This window comes from Actinomadura nitritigenes (assembly GCF_017573545.1).
In the GTDB taxonomy this organism is placed as follows: domain Bacteria; phylum Actinomycetota; class Actinomycetes; order Streptosporangiales; family Streptosporangiaceae; genus Spirillospora; species Spirillospora nitritigenes.
Genome location: NZ_JAGEOK010000002.1, coordinates 386,891 through 403,884, shown reverse-complemented (window position 1 = coordinate 403,884; position 16,994 = coordinate 386,891). Strand labels below are relative to the sequence as shown.

Annotated in this window: 13 protein-coding genes; 8 read left to right on the top strand and 5 right to left on the bottom strand. The window is 73.2% G+C overall.

All coding sequences use genetic code 11. The features are described from left to right. The first annotated feature begins 17 nt into the window (after positions 1 to 17). Positions 18 to 1,376: a dihydrolipoyl dehydrogenase family protein gene (locus tag J4557_RS04190; protein WP_208264987.1), complete on the top strand. Its 1,359-nt coding sequence runs from the start codon at positions 18 to 20 to the stop codon at positions 1,374 to 1,376. On the opposite strand, the gene J4557_RS04185 is transcribed toward J4557_RS04190, so the two are convergent. Further along, positions 1,373 to 2,275 carry a class I SAM-dependent methyltransferase gene (locus J4557_RS04185; protein WP_208264986.1) on the bottom strand — a complete coding sequence of 301 codons (903 nt, stop codon included), beginning with the start codon at positions 2,273 to 2,275 and terminating at the stop codon, positions 1,373 to 1,375. The two genes, J4557_RS04190 and J4557_RS04185, sit on opposite strands and share 4 nt — an antisense overlap. Positions 2,276 to 2,484: 209 nt before the next feature. Between J4557_RS04185 and J4557_RS04180 the strand changes: the two genes are divergently transcribed. Further along, complete coding sequence (locus J4557_RS04180) at positions 2,485 to 4,470, top strand: thioredoxin domain-containing protein (RefSeq protein ID WP_208264985.1); 1,986 nt, start codon at positions 2,485 to 2,487, stop codon at positions 4,468 to 4,470. A gap of 193 nt (positions 4,471 to 4,663) precedes the next feature. Continuing rightward, entirely contained in the window at positions 4,664 to 5,845 is a 1,182-nt protein-coding gene (locus J4557_RS04175) for a C40 family peptidase (protein ID WP_208264984.1), read from the top strand. A gap of 444 nt (positions 5,846 to 6,289) precedes the next feature. Here the strand turns inward: J4557_RS04175 and J4557_RS04170 are convergent, their stop codons facing one another. After that, positions 6,290 to 6,931 carry an acyl-CoA-like ligand-binding transcription factor gene (locus tag J4557_RS04170; protein WP_208264983.1) on the bottom strand — a complete coding sequence of 214 codons (642 nt, stop codon included), beginning with the start codon at positions 6,929 to 6,931 and terminating at the stop codon, positions 6,290 to 6,292. Beyond that, positions 6,912 to 8,444 (bottom strand): MFS transporter, encoded by a 1,533-nt coding sequence (locus J4557_RS04165; RefSeq protein ID WP_372442439.1) that lies wholly within the window; start codon positions 8,442 to 8,444, stop codon positions 6,912 to 6,914. The genes J4557_RS04170 and J4557_RS04165 overlap by 20 nt, the downstream gene beginning before the upstream one ends. A gap of 115 nt (positions 8,445 to 8,559) precedes the next feature. Between J4557_RS04165 and abmR the strand changes: the two genes are divergently transcribed. The 5 genes from abmR (at position 8,560) to J4557_RS51530 (ending at position 13,903) form a co-directional block, all read left to right on the top strand. Then, positions 8,560 to 9,081, top strand: a complete 522-nt coding sequence (gene abmR, locus J4557_RS04160; protein WP_208264981.1) for an ATP-binding transcription factor AbmR — start codon at positions 8,560 to 8,562, stop codon at positions 9,079 to 9,081. A gap of 128 nt (positions 9,082 to 9,209) precedes the next feature. Beyond that, positions 9,210 to 9,821: a hypothetical protein gene (locus J4557_RS04155; RefSeq protein ID WP_307799374.1), complete on the top strand. Its 612-nt coding sequence runs from the start codon at positions 9,210 to 9,212 to the stop codon at positions 9,819 to 9,821. Between the two features lie 94 nt (positions 9,822 to 9,915). Continuing rightward, positions 9,916 to 10,824, top strand: a complete 909-nt coding sequence (locus tag J4557_RS04150) for an isoprenyl transferase (protein ID WP_279575953.1) — start codon at positions 9,916 to 9,918, stop codon at positions 10,822 to 10,824. Between the two features lie 162 nt (positions 10,825 to 10,986). Further along, positions 10,987 to 12,315: an RNA 5'-3' helicase PhoH2 gene (gene phoH2 / locus J4557_RS04145; RefSeq protein ID WP_208265058.1), complete on the top strand. Its 1,329-nt coding sequence runs from the start codon at positions 10,987 to 10,989 to the stop codon at positions 12,313 to 12,315. A gap of 502 nt (positions 12,316 to 12,817) precedes the next feature. Further along, a complete protein-coding gene (locus J4557_RS51530) occupies positions 12,818 to 13,903 on the top strand; it encodes an aggregation-promoting factor C-terminal-like domain-containing protein (RefSeq protein ID WP_307799373.1) in 1,086 nt (361 codons plus the stop codon). A 155-nt stretch (positions 13,904 to 14,058) separates the two neighbouring features. Here J4557_RS51530 and J4557_RS04135 read toward each other — a convergent pair whose 3' ends face one another. Both J4557_RS04135 and J4557_RS04130 read right to left on the bottom strand, forming a co-directional pair. Continuing rightward, the gene (locus J4557_RS04135) at positions 14,059 to 15,459 is read right to left on the bottom strand and encodes a class II fumarate hydratase (RefSeq protein ID WP_208264980.1); all 1,401 of its coding nucleotides are present in this window, start codon (positions 15,457 to 15,459) and stop codon (positions 14,059 to 14,061) included. A 112-nt stretch (positions 15,460 to 15,571) separates the two neighbouring features. Beyond that, entirely contained in the window at positions 15,572 to 16,846 is a 1,275-nt protein-coding gene (locus J4557_RS04130; protein ID WP_208264979.1) for a serine/threonine-protein kinase, read from the bottom strand. Positions 16,847 to 16,994: the final 148 nt, after the last annotated feature.

Sequence of the window (16,994 nt, the reverse complement as noted above, 5' to 3'; positions counted from 1 at the left end):
TGGGCAGGACTCGGGGCATGGCTGAAGAAGTCGATGTCGTCGTCATCGGTCTCGGGCCCGGCGGGGAGGACGCGGCGGGCCGGCTGGCCGAGGCCGGCCTGTCCGTCGCGGCCGTGGAGTCCCGGCTGGTCGGCGGGGAGTGCCCGTACTACGCGTGCGTCCCGACGAAGATGATGGTGCGCGCGGCGGGGCTGATCGCGGACGGCACCCGCATCCCGGGGATGGCGGGCGACTCGATCATCCGGCCGGACTGGGCGCCGGTGGCCGCCCGGATCTGCGACGAGGCGACCGGCTCGTGGACGGACACGGCCGCCGCCGACCGGCTCACCGGCAAGGGCGCGCGGCTGGTGCGGGGGGAGGGCCGCATCACCGGGCCGCGCGAGGTGACGGTCGGCGACCGGGTGTTCCGGGCCCGCCGCGGCATCCTGCTCAACACCGGCACGGCGCCGTCGGCTCCGCCGGTCGACGGGCTCGCGGACGTCCCGTACTGGACGAACCGGGAGGCCGTGCAGGCCACCGAGGTGCCGGAGTCGCTGCTGGTGCTGGGCGGCGGCGCGGTCGGGGTGGAGATGGCGCAGGTCTTCTCACGCTTCGACAGCCGCGTGACGGTCGTCGAGGCGGCCGACCGCCTGCTGCTGAACGAGGAACCCGAGTCGAGCGGGCTGCTGCGGCAGGTGTTCGAGCGGGAGGGCATCGGCGTGCGGACGGGCGCGAAGGTCACCGGCGCGTCGTACGCGAACGGCGAGTTCCGCCTGCATCTCGGGGACGAGACCCTGGCCGCCGACCGGCTGCTCGTCGCGACGGGCCGCCGCCCGAACCTGAAGGGCCTCGGCCTGGACGCCGTGGGCCTGGACGAGAACGCCCGGCGGCTCGACGTGGACGGGCACATGCGCGCCGCCGACGGCGTCTGGGCGATCGGCGACATCACCGGCAAGGGCGCGTTCACGCACGTGTCGATGTACCAGGCGTCCGTCGCGGTCCGCGACATCCTCGGCGAGGAGGGGCCGCAGGCCGCCTACCGGGCCGTCCCCCGGGTGACGTTCACCGATCCCGAGATCGCGTCGGTCGGGCTCACCGAGGCGCAGGCCCGCGATCAGAACCTGCCGGTCCGCACCGGGCTCGCGCCGATCCCGGAGTCGGCGCGCGGCTGGATCCAGAAGGTCGGCAACGACGGGTTCGTCAAGCTCGTCGAGAGCACCGAGTGGGGGGTGCTGGTCGGCGCGACCGCGGCCGGGCCGGCCGGCGGGGAGGTCCTCGGCGCGCTGGCCGTCGCCGTGCACACCGAGGCCCCCACCGCGGCCCTCCGCGAGATGATCTACGCCTATCCGACGTTCCACCGCACCATCGAGACCGCCCTCGCGGCCCTCGACGGCTAGCGCTGCCGCCCGTTGCGGCGGCGCATCGCCCGGGGCAGCGCGGTGGCGGCCCGGCCGACCTTGAAGCTCAACGAGTTGCGGACGGAGTCGAGCTCGTGCTGCGCGCGCGCCCGCTGCTCCTCGGCGCGGGCGAGGCGCTCCTTGAGCTCGCGCGTCCGGTCCTTCTTGGGGGCCTTCGGGGCCGGCTTGCCCTTGACGCGCAGCAGCGGCCGCCCGGCCACCTCCTGCACCTCGTGCCAGAGGTCGTCCTGCTCGCCGAGCCAGGCCAGCAGGTCGTCCTGGACGTCCTTCACGTCGCCCCACGTCCCGTAGAACTTCTGGGGGGTGACGCAGACCGGGCGCAGGCCCTCGGCGGCGACCGCCTCCCAGACGGCGGCGGAGACGCCGGGGGTGTGCTCGGAGCGGTAGTCGTCGCAGACGAGCACGCCCTCCACCGGCAGCATCACGTGCGCGGCCTGGATGTCGCCCCGCACGTGCTCGTACAGGTGGGACGCGTCCACGTGCACGAACCGGCAGCTCTCCGGCCGCACGTGGTCGAGGATCACCGAGGTCGGCGCCTGGACGATCCGCGGCAGGCCGTCGTGGAAGGCGCGGTAGTTCGCCTCGAAGGCGGTGCGGGTCAGGCTCGCGTACGACCCGTCCATCTCGGCCTGGTTGGAGTCGTCGGGGGCCTCGGAGTCGAACAGGTCGCAGACGGTGAAGGTCTCGCCGTCGCGCAGGTGGCGCCCGATGAGGATGGCGCTCTTGCCGAGGTAGGAGCCGAGCTCGACGAGGTCGCCCTGCTGGCCGAGGCGTTCCTGGCGGTCCAGGAACCAGGTGAACAGCCTCTGGTCGACCTTGGGGAACCAGCCGTCGACGTCGTCGAGGGAGGTGGGGGTGGAGGGCCGGGTTTCGGTCATGGGTGAAGCTCCAACTTCAGCGGGTGCAGGAGCGGGGGGAGGGGGAGCGTTGGACGACGTTCTTGGTGCTTGTGCCGGGTCGGGGCCCGTCCGCGGACGGACCCGGTCATCGGCGACGTCATCATAGGGGCGGCGCGCTCGGGGGCAACCCGCCGAAACGGGACGGCCCGGGGCCGTGAACCGGGCGCCGGATCGGGCAGGATCGGGGCATGAACCGGCTCAAGGACGCCACCAGCCCGTACCTGCTGCAGCACGCCGGCAACCCGGTCGACTGGTGGGAGTGGAGCGCCGAGGCGTTCGCCGAGGCGCGCCGGCGAGATGTCCCGGTGCTCCTTTCTGTTGGATATGCCGCTTGCCACTGGTGCCACGTGATGGCGCACCAGTCCTTCGAGGACGGTGAGACCGCGCGGCTCATGAACGAGATGTTCGTGAACGTCAAGGTGGACCGGGAGGAACGCCCCGACATCGACGCGGTCTACATGGAGGCCACGCAGGCGATGACCGGCCAGGGCGGGTGGCCGATGACCGTGTTCATGACGCCGGACGGGCATCCGTTCTACTGCGGAACGTACTTCCCCCGGCAGCAGTTCCAGGGGCTGCTGGAGGCCGTCCACAAGGCGTGGACGGAGCAGCGCGACGAGGTCGTCGGGCAGGGGCAGCAGGTCGTCGCGGCCCTGACCTCGCGCGGGACGGGCCTCGCGGGCGGCGAGGTGCCCGGCGCGGAGCGGCTCGCGCAGGCCGTGAAGGTGCTGGCGCAGTCCTACGACGCGGCGCGGGGCGGGTTCGGCGGCGCGCCGAAGTTCCCGCCGTCGATGGCCCTCGAGTTCCTGCTGCGCCACCACGCCCGCACGGGCGACGCGGAGGCCCTCGCGATGGCCGGGCACACGCTGGAGGCGATGGCCCGCGGCGGGGTGTACGACCAGCTCGGCGGCGGGTTCGCGCGGTACTCGGTGGACGCGGGGTGGGTCGTCCCGCACTTCGAGAAGATGCTCTACGACAACGCGCTGCTGGCCCGCGTGTACGCGCACTGGTGGCGGCTGACCGGTTCGCCGTTCGCGCGGCGCGTCGCCCTGGAGACCTGCGACTGGATGCTGCGCGACCTGTGGACGCCCGAGGGCGGCCTGGCGTCGGCGCTCGACGCCGACAGCGAGGGCGTGGAGGGCAAGTACTACGTCTGGACGCCGGAGCAGCTGAGGGAGGTCCTCGGCGAGGACGACGGCGCCTACGCCGAGCGCCTGTTCGAGGTGACGGGCACGTTCGAGCACGGCACCTCGGTCCTCCAGCTCCTCCGCGACCCCGACGACGCGGAGCGCTACGAGCGCGTCCGGACGCTCCTGCTGGAGGCCCGCGCGCACCGGGTGCCGCCGGCGCGGGACGACAAGGTCGTCGCGGCCTGGAACGGCCTCGCCGTCGCGGCGCTCGCCGAGTGCGGGGCGCTGTTCGACCGGCCCGACCTCGTCAGCGCGGCCGAGGACGTGGCGCGGCTGCTCATCGACGTGCACGAGAGCGGCGGGCGGCTCGTCCGGACGTCGCGCGGCGGCGCCGCCGGCGGGAACGCGGGCGTCCTGGAGGACTACGCGGACGTGGCGGAGGGACTGCTCGCGCTGCACGGCGTCACCGGCGACCCCGTGCACATGCGGCTGGCGGGGGAGCTGCTGAACACCGTCCTCGAACGGTTCGAGGACGGGGAGGGCGGCTTCTACGACACCGCCGACGACGCCGAGCGGCTGTTCCGGCGCCCGCAGGACCCGACCGACAACGCCACCCCGTCCGGGCAGTTCGCGGCGGCGGGCGCGCTGCTGTCGTTCGCGGCGCTGACCGGGTCGGACTGGCACCGGCAGGCGGCGGAGGCGGCGCTCGGACCGGTCGGGCCGCTGGCGGAGAAGCACGCGCGGTTCGCGGGCTGGGGGCTGGCGGTCGCGGAGGCGCACGCGGCCGGGCCGGTGGAGATCGCGATCATCGGCGGCCGGGACGACGAGCGGACCCGGGCGCTGCACCGCACCGCGCTGATGGCGCCCGCGCCGGGCGCGGTGGTGAGCGTCGGCGAGCCGGGCGCCGAGGGCGTCCCGCTGCTGGAGGGCCGCGAACCGGTGGACGGGGCGCCCGCCGCGTACGTCTGCCGGATGTTCACCTGCCGGCTGCCCGTGACGACGCCGGCCGAGCTGACCCGCGAGCTACGTGGGCAATTGGATTAGCCGTCCATTTTGTGGCAACGTGACCTTGCTCTCGTTCCCGCATGGTGTTACCAATGGGTAGCGGAGACGGGGCTGACCCGATGGGGCATGACGGGCAGGGGTGCCCGGTGATGCACCGGGTATCTGGACGGTTGCCGCTCCTCTGGGTCATAGTCGTGGGAGCCGGAAGGCTCGACCTCAAAGGAGCGTGGCAGTGCGGAAGCCGAACCGCCGGGTCCTACCGACGATCATCGGCGTTTCGGTCCTGACCACGCTCGCCGCCAATACGGCGGTCCTCATCGCCCGCGGCCACGACGGCGACCCCGCCCCCTCGCCGCAGGAGAAGCGGGCCCGCTACGTCGCCGCCTCCGGCAGCACCAGCCTCTCGCCGGGCGCGGTCGCACCGCTCGGCAAGCGCCTCACGCCGCACGTCCTCGTGGCGGCCCCGTCCGCGCTGCCCGCCGCGACCATCGCGAAGATCCGGGGCGCCAAGGGCGTGAAGGGCGTCGAGGTCGTCGACGCCGTGCAGGGCATGGTCGCCGGCAAGCGCGTCGGCCTGATGGGCGTCGACCCGTCCACGTTCCGCAACTACACGCCGAAGCCGACCGCGCAGTCCGACGCGCTCTGGCGCAACGTCGCGTCCGGCGACGTCGCCATCTCGTTCACGATGGGCAGCGACGGCGGCGTCAAGCTCGGCAGCCAGGTGCCCGTCGGCGGCAAGCAGCACCAGTCGAACCTGCGCGTCGGCGCCTACGCGACGATGGGCATCAGCGACGTCGACGCGGTCGTCTCGCACGCCACCGCGCAGGCCCTCGGCATGCCCACCGGCAACGCGATGCTGATCAGCGTGCCGAAGACGAAGCCGGCCGCCTTCATCAAGAAGCTGAAGAAGGTGCTGCCGAAGCACGCCAAGGCCGTCGCGGTCAACCCGCAGATCGACTTCCCGAGGGCCGGCTCGGACCACGCGCCGACCTCGCACGGCCAGGTGATGACCGCCGGCCAGGTGCAGACCGTGATCAAGGCGGCGTACTCGCGGATCGGCTGGCCGTACGTGTGGGGCGGCGAGTCGGAGGCCGAGGGCGGCTACGACTGCTCCGGGCTGATGCAGTACGCGTTCGCGCGGGCCGGCATCCGCCTCCCGCGCGTCGCCGCCGACCAGGCCCGCGTCGGCTGGGTCATCCCGTACAACAAGGCCGTCCCCGGCGACATGCTGATCTGGGCCAACGACCCCACGGCGCCCGGCTACATCTCCCACATCGCGCTGTACATCGGCAACGGCAAGATGGTCGTCGCGCCGCGCACGGGCCTCGACGTGATGATCCAGAACGTCTACACCCGCAACCTCAAGGGCGCCGTCCGAGTCAGCCCCAAGCTGGCCGCCCAACTGTCCAGCTGATCCGGCGCCCCCGAACCCCGACTACGGCAGGTGTGACCGGGCCCGGCAGGCCGGACCCCACAGCCACACGGCCTGAACCCCAACCCCGGCACGCTCGACCCCCAGCCCCCAGCCCCCGGCCAGGCTCGAACCTCAGCCCCGGCAGGCTCGGATCCCAACCCCGGCACGCTCGACCCCCAGCCCCCAGCCCCCGGCCAGGCTCGAACCTCAGCCCCGGCAGGCTCGGATCCCAGCCCCGGCAGGCTTGAACCTCAGTCCCCGGCAGGCTCGAACCGCAACCACCTCACGGGCGTGCACGCGGAGCGAGTGCAGCGAGCGCAGCGGGCACGCCCGCCGGTCGTGAGGCCGTTTCGCCGCGGAGCTCTAGCGGAGCGGGGAAACGGCCTCACGACCGTGACGGGGGTTCCAGGGGGTCGCCCTCCTGGATAAAAGTCGCCCCCTGGGCTAAAAGCGACAGCCGCGGGACAGGAAGTCCAGGTTGCGGTCGATGAGGTCCGGCATGTCGTGGGCGGTGGCGTCGCCGTCGATCCACTGGTACATGGCGGCCTGCATGACGCCGATGACGGCCCAGGTGAACGCCTGGACCTCCCGGTCGGTGGGCGGGCGGCCGACCCGGGCGCCGACGGCCTCGCACAGCATCGCGGCGGTGCCCTCGCGCATGGACTCGAAGGTCCGGCTGCGCAGCGCGGGGACCTCGGCGGTCAGCCGCAGCCGGGTGTTGATCACCTCGAGGTCCTCGTCCAGCATCTGCGGGAGGATCTCGCGGAGCGTCGCGCGCAGCGCCTCGACCGTGGACAGCTCGGGCGGCTGGTCGCGGAAGATCTCCGCCATGATCGGGTCGTACTCGTCGGTGACCACGACGTCTTCCTTGGTGGGGAAGTACCGGAAGAACGTGCTCGGGGAGATCTCCGCGGCGGCGGCGATCTGCTCGACGGTGGTCTGGTCGTAGCCCTGCTCGGTGAAGAGCCGGAGGGCGTGGTCCTGGATCGCCCTCCGGGTCCTCAGCTTCTTGCGCTCCCTGAGCGGCAGCCGGGCGAGCCGGTCCTCCAGGCGGTCGAGGGCGTGCTCAGGGTGCGACGTGCTCATGTGTCGATTCTGGTTCATCGGCGGTGACGTCCGCACCCCGGCGGCCCGGCTGGAAGGCGAGGAGGAGGACGGCGACGGCCAGCGACGCGGCTGCGCAGGCGGCGAGCACCGCGTCCATCCCGTGGACGTAGGCGTCGCGGGCGGACGCCAGCAGGGCCGCGTCGTGGAGCTTCCCGGCGACCGCGACGGCGCCGCCGACCGAGCCGTGCGCGGCGTCCGCGGCCGCGCCGGGCAGGCCCCCGGTCGCGACGTGGTCGCGGTAGACGGCCGACAGCAGGCTGCCGAGGCCCGCGACGCCGAGGGTGCCGCCGGTCTGGCGGAGCGTCTGGACGAGCCCGGATCCGCGCCCTGCCTGGTCGGCGGGGAGCGCCGCCATCAGGGCGTCCATCGCGGGGACAAGGGACAGGCCGCAGCCGAGGCCGATCAGCAGCAGCCACGGGACGATGGAGCCGTAGGAGTCGCCGGCGTCGGTGAACGCGCCCCAGCCGAGGCCCGCCGCGAGGACGGCCAGCCCGGTCACGATGATCGGCTTGTGGCCGGTGCGCGGGACGATCCGGTCGGTGGTGAGGCCCCCGGCGAGGAGGCCGAGCAGCATCGGGATGAGCCGCAGCCCGGTGCCGAACGCGTCGTTGCCGAGGACGGCCTGCAGGTACTGCGGGAACACGAACAGCAGCCCGCCCATGAGCAGGTTCGCGGCGACGGCGGCGACCATCGCCCAGCTGAACCGGGGGTCGTGGAACAGCCGGACGTCCATCATCGGCTGCGGCGCCCGCCGCTCCCACAGCACGAACGCGGTCAGCAGGACGGCGGAGAGGGCGAGCACGCCGAGCACGGCGGGGTCGCCCCAGCCGCGCACGGGGGCCTCGATGACCCCGTAGACCAGGGCGACGAGGCCGCCCATCGACAGCAGCGAGCCGGGGCCGTCCGCCTTGGGGGCGGCCGGGTCCCTGGTCTCGGGCATGGTGAAGGCCAGGGCGATGCCGCCGACCGCCACGATCGGGACGTTGACCAGGAAGATCGAGGTCCAGGAGAAGTGCTCCAGCAGCCAGCCGCCGAGCAGCGGGCCGATCGGCAGCCCGAGGGCGGACGCCGAGGACCACACGGCGATGGCGCGGGTCCGCTCGTGCGGCGGGAAGACGGCCGGGAGCATGGACATCGACAGCGGCATCATGATCGCCGCACCCAGGCCCATGAAGGCGCGGGCGGCGATGACGCCGCCGGTGCCGCCCGCCAGCGCCCCGGCGAGCGAGGCGGCGCCGAAGACCGCCATGCCGGCCAGCAGCGTGCGCCTGCGGCCGAGGCGGTCGCCGAGCAGCCCGGCCGGGAGCAGCAGCGCGGCGAAGACCAGCAGGTAGGAGTCGACGATCCACTGGAGTTCGCTGGTGCTCGCGTGCAGCTTCTCCGAGATGGTGGTCAGCGCCACGTTGAGGATCGTCATGTCGAAGCCGAGCGCCAGCATGCTCAGCGCCAGGGCGCCGAGCCCCCACCAGCGCCTTTCGTTGCCCACCCTCATGACACTCGCCTCCAAGTAAGAGTCAATCGTTTTTGATAGTAACTCTCAAAAAATAGCGAGTGTCAATCGCGATGGAGGCTGGTGCTGCCGTCCTGCAGGCTGTAATTTTGATTACATGAATACGAGCGAAGCGGCGGACCGGCTGCGCGGCTGGTTCGCCGGGCGCCTGCCCGACGGCTGGTTCGAGGGCGCGCCCGAGGTCGTCGTCGACCGCGAGGAGGTCAGCGTGGTCGGCCGGCTCCCCGAGCCGGACGCCGCGCAGGACGTCTCGGAGACCGAGCGGTCCGCGCTGCTCGCCGGGCACGTCCAGCGCTTCCGCGCCGACACCCGCGACCAGCGCATCGCCATCGCGCGCGAGGCCGAGCACGCCTTCGGCCACAAGGTCTCCTGGGGCGTCGAGTGCGGTGGCCACCGGGAGATGTTCACCACCCTGTCGGTGCCGGTCATGACCCGGCTCCGCCAGCCCGAGCGCCGCGTCCTGGACACCCTCGTCGAGGCCGGGGTCGCCCGCAGCCGCAGCGACGCGCTCGCGTGGTGCGTCCGGCTCGTCGGCAAGAACACCGACGAGTGGCTCGGCGAGCTGCGCAGCGCCCTGGAGCACGTCGAGCGCGCCCGCGCCGCCGGCCCGCAACCCTGACCGCCGCCTCCGCGGATCATTACGCGATCCCGACGTCCGCTGGGTGTGATCATGGTGCCGACCTGGCCTAATGTGCGTTGAAGCGCGGGTCGGCCGCGCCGGGACGACGCCGGGGAGGGGGACGGAGCGTGAGGGCGCTGCGCTGCCTGGACGGCTCGGTGCTGGACGTCGTGCCGGTCGCCTCGCTGGACCGCGGCGGCACCCCGTTCGAGGTCACCCTGGAACTGCGCCGCGACGGCGACCGCTTCGGCGCCGTGGGGGAGCGCTGCGGCTACTTCCTGGCCGACCTCGCCCGCCGGGTCGACGCCGCCCGCGCCGACGGCTCCCCGCAGGCGGCCCGCTGGCCGGACCCCGACGACCGCTTCCCCGACCCGCCCGCGGCCGGCGCCGCCCGGGAGCCCGAGCTGTTCGCCTTCCGCTACCGCGACCGCGGCGACGTGATCAGCACCGGCGAGCTGCGCTGCGCGGTGCGGACGTCCTCGATGTGGGTGGGGCGCCAGCAGTCCGCCGCCGGGCGCTGGCGGGTGGCGCGCCGGGCCGTGATCGAGGCGTGGGGCGCGAGCGGGCGCGGCATCCGCGCCGTGCTCACCTCCGCCGAGCTCGCCCGGTTCCTGAACGCGCTGCTGGCCGATGTCGATCATGCGGGGCTGTCCGGAACGTCAGGAGTGCCCGGAGCGTTCGCGGCGGCCCGGCCGGCCGGGCCGGCTCGGCGCGGCCGGGCCTCCCGACCTGCGCGCTAGCCTGACATCACCGGAACGGCAGGAAAAGTGTCGCCGTCGGGCCATAATTGAGCGTCCGTTCCCATCAGGGAGGATCGCTCGAAGGGATGCCCACATGGGGGTTCGGCGTACGGGGATGTCACGGCGCGACGAGGCCGCGAAGGGCGGCGCCGAGGGCGGCGCGGCCCGGGAGCGCGGTGCGCGCCGCATCCCGTCCGCCGGCGGCCGGCTGACCGCCGCGATCCGCCGCAGCGGGCCGTACGCGGCCGTCCGGGACGCCGTCTACCGCATGTACGAGAACCGCGTCGAGGCGTCCCTGCCCACCGACATCACCCCCCGGCACGTCGGCGTCATCCTCGACGGGAACCGGCGTTGGGCCAGGTCGATGGGGTTGGCCGACGTCAACCACGGGCACCAGCGCGGCGCCGACAAGATCTCCGAGCTGCTGCAGTGGAGCACCGAGGCCGGGGTGGAGCACGTCACGCTCTGGCTGCTGTCCACCGACAACCTGAACCGTCCCGCGAACGAGCTCGACCCGCTGCTGGAGATCATCGAGAACACCGTCCGGAAGCTCGCCGACGAGGGGTGGCACGTCAAGCCCGTCGGCGCCCTCGACCTCCTGCCCGATAAGACCGCCCGCGTCCTGAAAGACGCGGGTGAGGCGACATCCGGCGCTCCCGGCCTGATTGTGAACGTCGCCGTTGGGTATGGAGGTAGGCGTGAGATCGCTGATGCGGTGCGCTCTCTGCTCATCGAGCAGGCGAGCCGTGGCACCAGCATCGAGGAACTCGCCGAGGGCCTCGAGGTGGAGCACATCGCCGAGCATCTCTACACGCGCGGCCAGCCGGACCCGGATCTGGTCATCCGCACCTCGGGGGAGCAGCGCCTGTCCGGCTTCATGCTCTGGCAGAGCGCCCACTCGGAGTTCTACTTCTGCGAGGTCCACTGGCCGGACTTCCGCAAGGTCGACTTCCTGCGGGCGATGCGTTCCTACGCCGCGCGGCACCGGCGCTACGGTACCTGACGGTCTTCCTGTCGCCTCCGTCGCAGAGACCACCGCCCCAGGCCGCCGACCCCTGACCGGGGTCTCCGGCCGTACGGGGGCGGACTGTCGCGCCACCGGTACATCCCCCATAGTCAGGGAGATCGAGTGGCCACAACCTCGCCGCGCCGTCCCGAGTCCGGGATCCCCGCCGGAACGCCCGTTCCGGACCGGCGCACGTACGTCCTCGACACCAGCGTCCTGCTCGCCGACCCGGGGGCGATGACCCGGTTCGCCGAGCACGAGGTCGTGCTGCCCATCGTCGTCATCTCCGAGCTCGAGGCCAAGCGCCACCACCCGGAGCTCGGCTACTTCGCCCGGCAGGCCCTGCGCACCCTCGACGACCTGCGGCTGGAGCACGGCCGGCTGGACGAGGCCGTGTCGGTGCAGGGGCCGAACGGCGACCAGGGCGGGACGCTGCGCGTCGAGCTGAACCACTCCGACCCGAGCGTGCTGCCGGACGGCTTCCGGCTCGGCGACAACGACACCCGCATCCTGTCGGTGGCGGCGTGGCTCGCCCGCGAGGGACGCGACGTGGTGCTGGTCTCCAAGGACCTGCCGATGCGGGTGAAGGCGTCCGCGGTCGGGCTCGCCGCCGAGGAGTACCGGGCGGAGCTGGCCGTGGTGGAGTCCGGCTGGACCGGGATGCGGGAGCTGGAGGTGCCGGGCGGGCTCGTCGAGGAGCTGTACGAGACGGGCGGCGCGGACCTGGAGGAGGCGCGGGACCTGCCGTGCCACACGGGCCTGCGGCTGCTGTCGGAGCGCGGGTCGGCGCTCGGCCGGACGCTGCCCGACAAGTCGGTGAAGCTGGTGAAGGGCGACCGGGAGGTGTTCGGGCTGCGCGGCCGGTCCGCGGAGCAGCGCATCGCCCTCGACCTGCTGATGGACGAGGACGTCGGGATCGTCTCGCTCGGCGGGCGGGCCGGCACGGGCAAGTCGGCGCTCGCGCTGTGCGCGGGCCTGGAGGCCGTGATGGAGCGGCGGCGGCACCGCAAGGTCGTGGTGTTCCGCCCGCTGTACGCGGTCGGCGGCCAGGAGCTCGGCTACCTGCCGGGGTCGGAGAACGAGAAGATGTCGCCGTGGGCGCAGGCCGTCTACGACACGCTCTCGGCGGTGACCACCCCGGAGGTCATCGAGGAGGTGGTGGACCGTGACATGTTGGAGGTCCTGCCTCTCACCCACATCCGGGGCCGCTCGCTGCACGACTCGTTCGTGATCGTGGACGAGGCGCAGTCGCTGGAGCGCGGCGTGCTGCTGACCGTGCTGTCGCGGATCGGCGCGGGCTCGCGGGTGGTGCTGACGCACGACGTGGCGCAGCGCGACAACCTGCGGGTCGGGCGGCACGACGGCGTCGCCGCGGTGGTGGAGAAGCTGAAGGGGCATCCGCTGTTCGCGCACGTGACGCTGACGAGGTCGGAGCGGTCGCCGATCGCGGCGCTGGTGACCGACATGCTCGGCGAGGTCGTCGCCTGACGGACCCGCAGCGGGACCGCACGGACCGCACCGGACGTGCATCGGTCCCGCACGGGACGCGACGGGCGCCCCGCCGGCCCTCTTCGGGAGGCGCCGGCGGGGCGCCCCGTCTCGCGCCTGTGGACGGCCCTGTGGAAAACCGCACGGAACGTGATCCTTAAACGCCGCACCGTCGACTTGTGATGAAGGTCACACAAACCAACGCGGACTGAAGGAATCGCAGGTCTTCCCCCGTTTTCGGGGATGCGAACGGGGAGTTGACAACCGCACCACTCGCAGCATTTGTCTCGTTTCGGTTGCGGAGCAGGGCGCGGACTCGGGCATTGTGTCTCCTCGTAAGCACCCCCAGAACGGTGCCGCCCGCAGCGCACCCCCCTGTGAAAGCGCGCGGGCGCGAGCCGCTCAGGGCCCGGAGCCGTCCGCGGTACGGACGCGCCGCCGGGCCGGGGTGGAAGCAGTTCGCCCGCGTGTCCATGCGCGTGCGACCGTCGGAAGGACCGCCTTGTTCGGAGACCGTCCCGGGTCCCCTAGGCGAGACGAACGACAGAGCTTTGCCCCCGAGGAGCCGTGGTCGCACGCGGCCCCGGCCTCCGCCGAGACCCCCCGGCTCGGCGGCGCCGAGGCATTCCCGGCCGCACCCGGCGCCGAGGACGTCAAGGTCGCCGGTTCGGCGCCCGCGTTCGGCGCGCCCCCCGCGGGCGACACCCTCGGCTTCCAGGCCGTCCCGCAGGGCGAGTCCCCGGCCGCCGCGACCGGCGCGACGGGCGTCCTCGCCATGGGAGCCCCCGGAGCCGGAGGGCAGGACGCCGGCGAGCCCCGCGACGAGATCGCCTTCGGCGCCGGCTCCTCCGCCGGTTCCGGCCGCCGCTCCAACCCCCGGCGCCTCGGCGGCTCCCGCCCCGCGTCCGGCCGGTCCGCCGGCTCGCGCCGCTCCGGCGGCGGCCGCAACGGCCTGAAGATCGCCGCGGTGGTCGCGGGCGCGCTGGTCGTGGTCGGCGGCGGTGGCGCCGCGGCGTTCGCGATGACCGGGTCGGGCGACGGCGGCACCAAGACCGTCCAGCCGAAGAAGCTGGCGGACGCCGCCGCCGCGCCCAAGGTCGACCCCATGGTCATGGAGCAGATGCGCCGCAAGGAGGCCTACGAGCGGGCCTCCCGCGCGACCCGCGAGGACCCGGCCAAGGGGCCGAAGCTGCAGGCCAAGGGCAAGCCGATCCCGACCCCGACCCCCACGAAGTCGAAGACGCCGAGCGGCGGGAGCGGCGGCCCGTCCGGCGACCCCGTCCCGGCGGGCGAGGCGCAGCAGATCGCCAAGGGGCTGCTGCCGAGCTACGGCATGAGCGGCTCCGGCCAGTTCGGCTGCCTGGTGAACCTGTGGAACAAGGAGAGCCACTGGAACACCCACGCGGCGAACCCGTCCGGCGCGTACGGGATCCCGCAGGCGCTGCCCGGCTCGAAGATGGCGAGCGCGGGGCCCGACTGGCAGAACAACGCCACGACCCAGATCAAGTGGGGTCTCGGCTACATCAAGGACCGGTACAGCACGCCCTGCGGCGCATGGGCGCACTCCCAGTCCAGCGGCTGGTACTAGACCGCGTCCAGAAGCACACGAGAGAGGGGCGGCCCAGTGGGCCGCCCCTCTCTCCGTCTCCGCGCCGCCGTGGCGGCCTCTCGCGGGCGAACCCGCCACGGCCTTCCCTCAGCGCCGCGCGCGCCCCCTGACGCCTCCAGCGGTCGCTGAAGCCGTCAGCGGCGGGACGCGTTGGTCATGCCGAGCACGTCCAGCGCCGCGTCCAGCTGCTCCTCGGTGAGCTTCCCGTCGGCGACATGGCCGCGCTCGATCACGACCTCCCGGATCGTCCTGCGCTCCGCGAGGGCCTGCTTGGCGACCTTCGCCGCCTCCTCGTAGCCGATGTAGCGGTTCAGCGGCGTCACGATCGACGGCGACGACTCGGCGTACTCGCGCAGCCGGTCCACGTCCGCCTCGATGCCGTCCACGCAGCGGTCCGCGAGCAGCCGCGACACGTTCGCGAGCAGCGTGATCGACTCCAGCACGTTGCGGGCCAGCATCGGCAGCATCACGTTCAGCTCGAAGCTGCCCGCCGCGCCGCCGAACGCGATCGCCGCGTCGTTCCCGATCACCTGCGCGGCCACCTGCGTCACCGCCTCCGGGATCACCGGGTTCACCTTGCCCGGCATGATCGACGAGCCGGGCTGCAGGTCCGGCAGCCGGATCTCGGCGAGCCCGGCCCGCGGCCCCGACCCCATCCAGCGCAGATCGTTGGCGATCTTGTTGAGGCTCACCGCGACGGTGCGCAGCGCGCCGCTCGCCTCGACGAGGCCGTCCCGGGCGCCCTGCGCCTCGAAGTGGTCGCGGGCCTCGGTCAGCGGCAGCCCGGTGACCCGCGCGATCTCCGCGATGACGCGGGCGGCGAACCCCTCCGGCGTGTTGATCCCGGTGCCGACCGCCGTGCCGCCGAGCGGCAGCTCCGCCAGCCGCGGCAGCACCGCCTCCAGCCGCTCCACGCCGTGCCCGACCTGCGCGGCGAACCCGCCGAACTCCTGCCCGAGCGTCACCGGCGTCGCGTCCATCAGGTGCGTGCGACCCGACTTCACGACCGTCGCGAACTCGTCGGCCTTGCGGGCCAGCGCGTCGCGCAGGTGCCGCAGCGCCGGGATCAGCTCGTGCACGACCGCGCCGGTCGCCGCGATGTGGATCGACGACGGGAACACGTCGTTGGACGACTGGGAGGCGTTCACGTGGTCGTTCGGGTGGACGGGCCGGCCGAGCCGCTCCTCCGCCAGCGTCGCCACGACCTCGTTGGCGTTCATGTTCGACGACGTCCCGGACCCGGTCTGGAACACGTCGATGGGGAACTGGTCGTTCCACCGGCCGTCCGCGACCTCGCGGGCCGCCTCGCCGATCGCCTCGGCGACGTCCTTGTCCAGCACGCCGAGCTCGGCGTTCACCGCCGCGGCCGCCGCCTTGATCCGCCCCAGCGCGGCGATGTGGGCGGGCTCCAGCCCCCGTCCCGAGATCGGGAAGTTCTCGACGGCCCGCTGCGTCTGCGCCCGCCACTTCGCCGCCGCCGGCACCCGGACCTCGCCCATGGAGTCGTGCTCGACCCGGAATTCCTGCTCCGCCATGAAGCCACCTCCGTGAGGGGCGTCCCCGTGGAGCCCCCGCGCAATCGTCGTCGCCGCCCTTCATGGCAGCGGCGCGGGGCGCCCGCGCATTCCCGCGCGGGCGCGGCCGTGATCAGCCCCCGGAGCCCTTCGTCACGGTGTAGCTGACGCGCTCACCGGGCTTGCCCAGCGGTTTCTCCTGGCCGTTCACCCACACGTCGCAGGCGGACGCGTCGTAGATCACCGCGTTGATGTGGGCCTCGCCGTACCGGCGCGCCTCCCCGGCGCTGAGCGTCTCGTCGCTCAGCACCCGCATCGCGGTGCCGGGCACCGAGACGAAGATCTTGCAGGAGCCGCTGCGGGCCCGCACGACCAGCGTGCTGCTCGCGACCCCGGCCGGCGGGGCGGCCTCGCCGGGCCGGCCGGACGGGGTGGAGGCGCGGGAGGTGGGGGACGGCCCCGGGCTCTCCCGCATCATCCCGACGATCAGCGCCGTGGCGCCGATCCCGCAGGACGCGACGGTCGCGCCGATCAGCGCGATCACCGCCATCAGCCGGTAGCGGGGCGTCGCCTGCCGGCGCCCGGCGCGCGGTCCCGCCATGGCTCGCTCCAGCCGGTCCACCGCGCGGGCGTGGCTGAGCCGGCGCGTCGGGTTCTTCTCCAGCAGCCCGGTGATCACCGGGCCGAGCGCGCCGGCGTTCTGCGGCGGCGGCGTCGACTCGTTCGCCAGCGCGCTCAGCGTCGCCATCACGTTGTCGCGCTCGAACGGCGGACGGCCCTCCAGCGCGGCGTACAGGGTCGCGCCGAGCGACCACAGGTCGGAGCGGGGCGTGGCCTTCTCGCCCGCGGCGACCTCCGGGGCGACGTACGCGGGGGAGCCCATGAAGTGCCCGGTCTTGGTCAGGCTCGCCGAGCCCGACGAGAACGCCAGCCCGAAGTCGGTGAGCACGACCCGGTCGCCGTCCAGCAGCACGTTGCTCGGCTTGAGGTCGCGATGCACGATCCCGGCCTTGTGCGCGGTGTTGAGGGCGTCCAGCAGCCGCCGCCCGATGTGCGCGACGCGCTCGGGCGGCAGCGGGCCGTCGCGCTCGATGAGCTGCTCGAGGTTCGGCGCCTCGATCATCTCCATCACGATCCACGGCCGGCCCTGTTCGGTGACGACGTCGTAGACCTCGACGATGGAGTGGGTGCGCAGCTGTGCGGGCGCGCGCGCCTCGCGCAGGGTACGGCGGAAGAAGACCACCCGGTCGTCCTGGGAAAGGTCCTCGGGGAGCCGCAGCTCCTTGATCGCCACCGCGCGATCGAGGAGCTCGTCATGGCCCCGCCACACGGTGCCGTTGGCGCCCTGACCTATTTCCGAGACCAGCCGATAGCGCGTCGCCAGCACGAGGCGCTCTGACTGAGACATGGCGGAAAAGATACCGGAGTGGCCACGCGGTCACCGGGGAGACGTCTCCACCAAGTTGGATTTAGCCCCAATATGTGACCTCCCGCCCCGATACGCCCCGGAATCGGGCCGTCAGGGCCCGGATTCCGGGGACGCCGAGGGCGCCCGG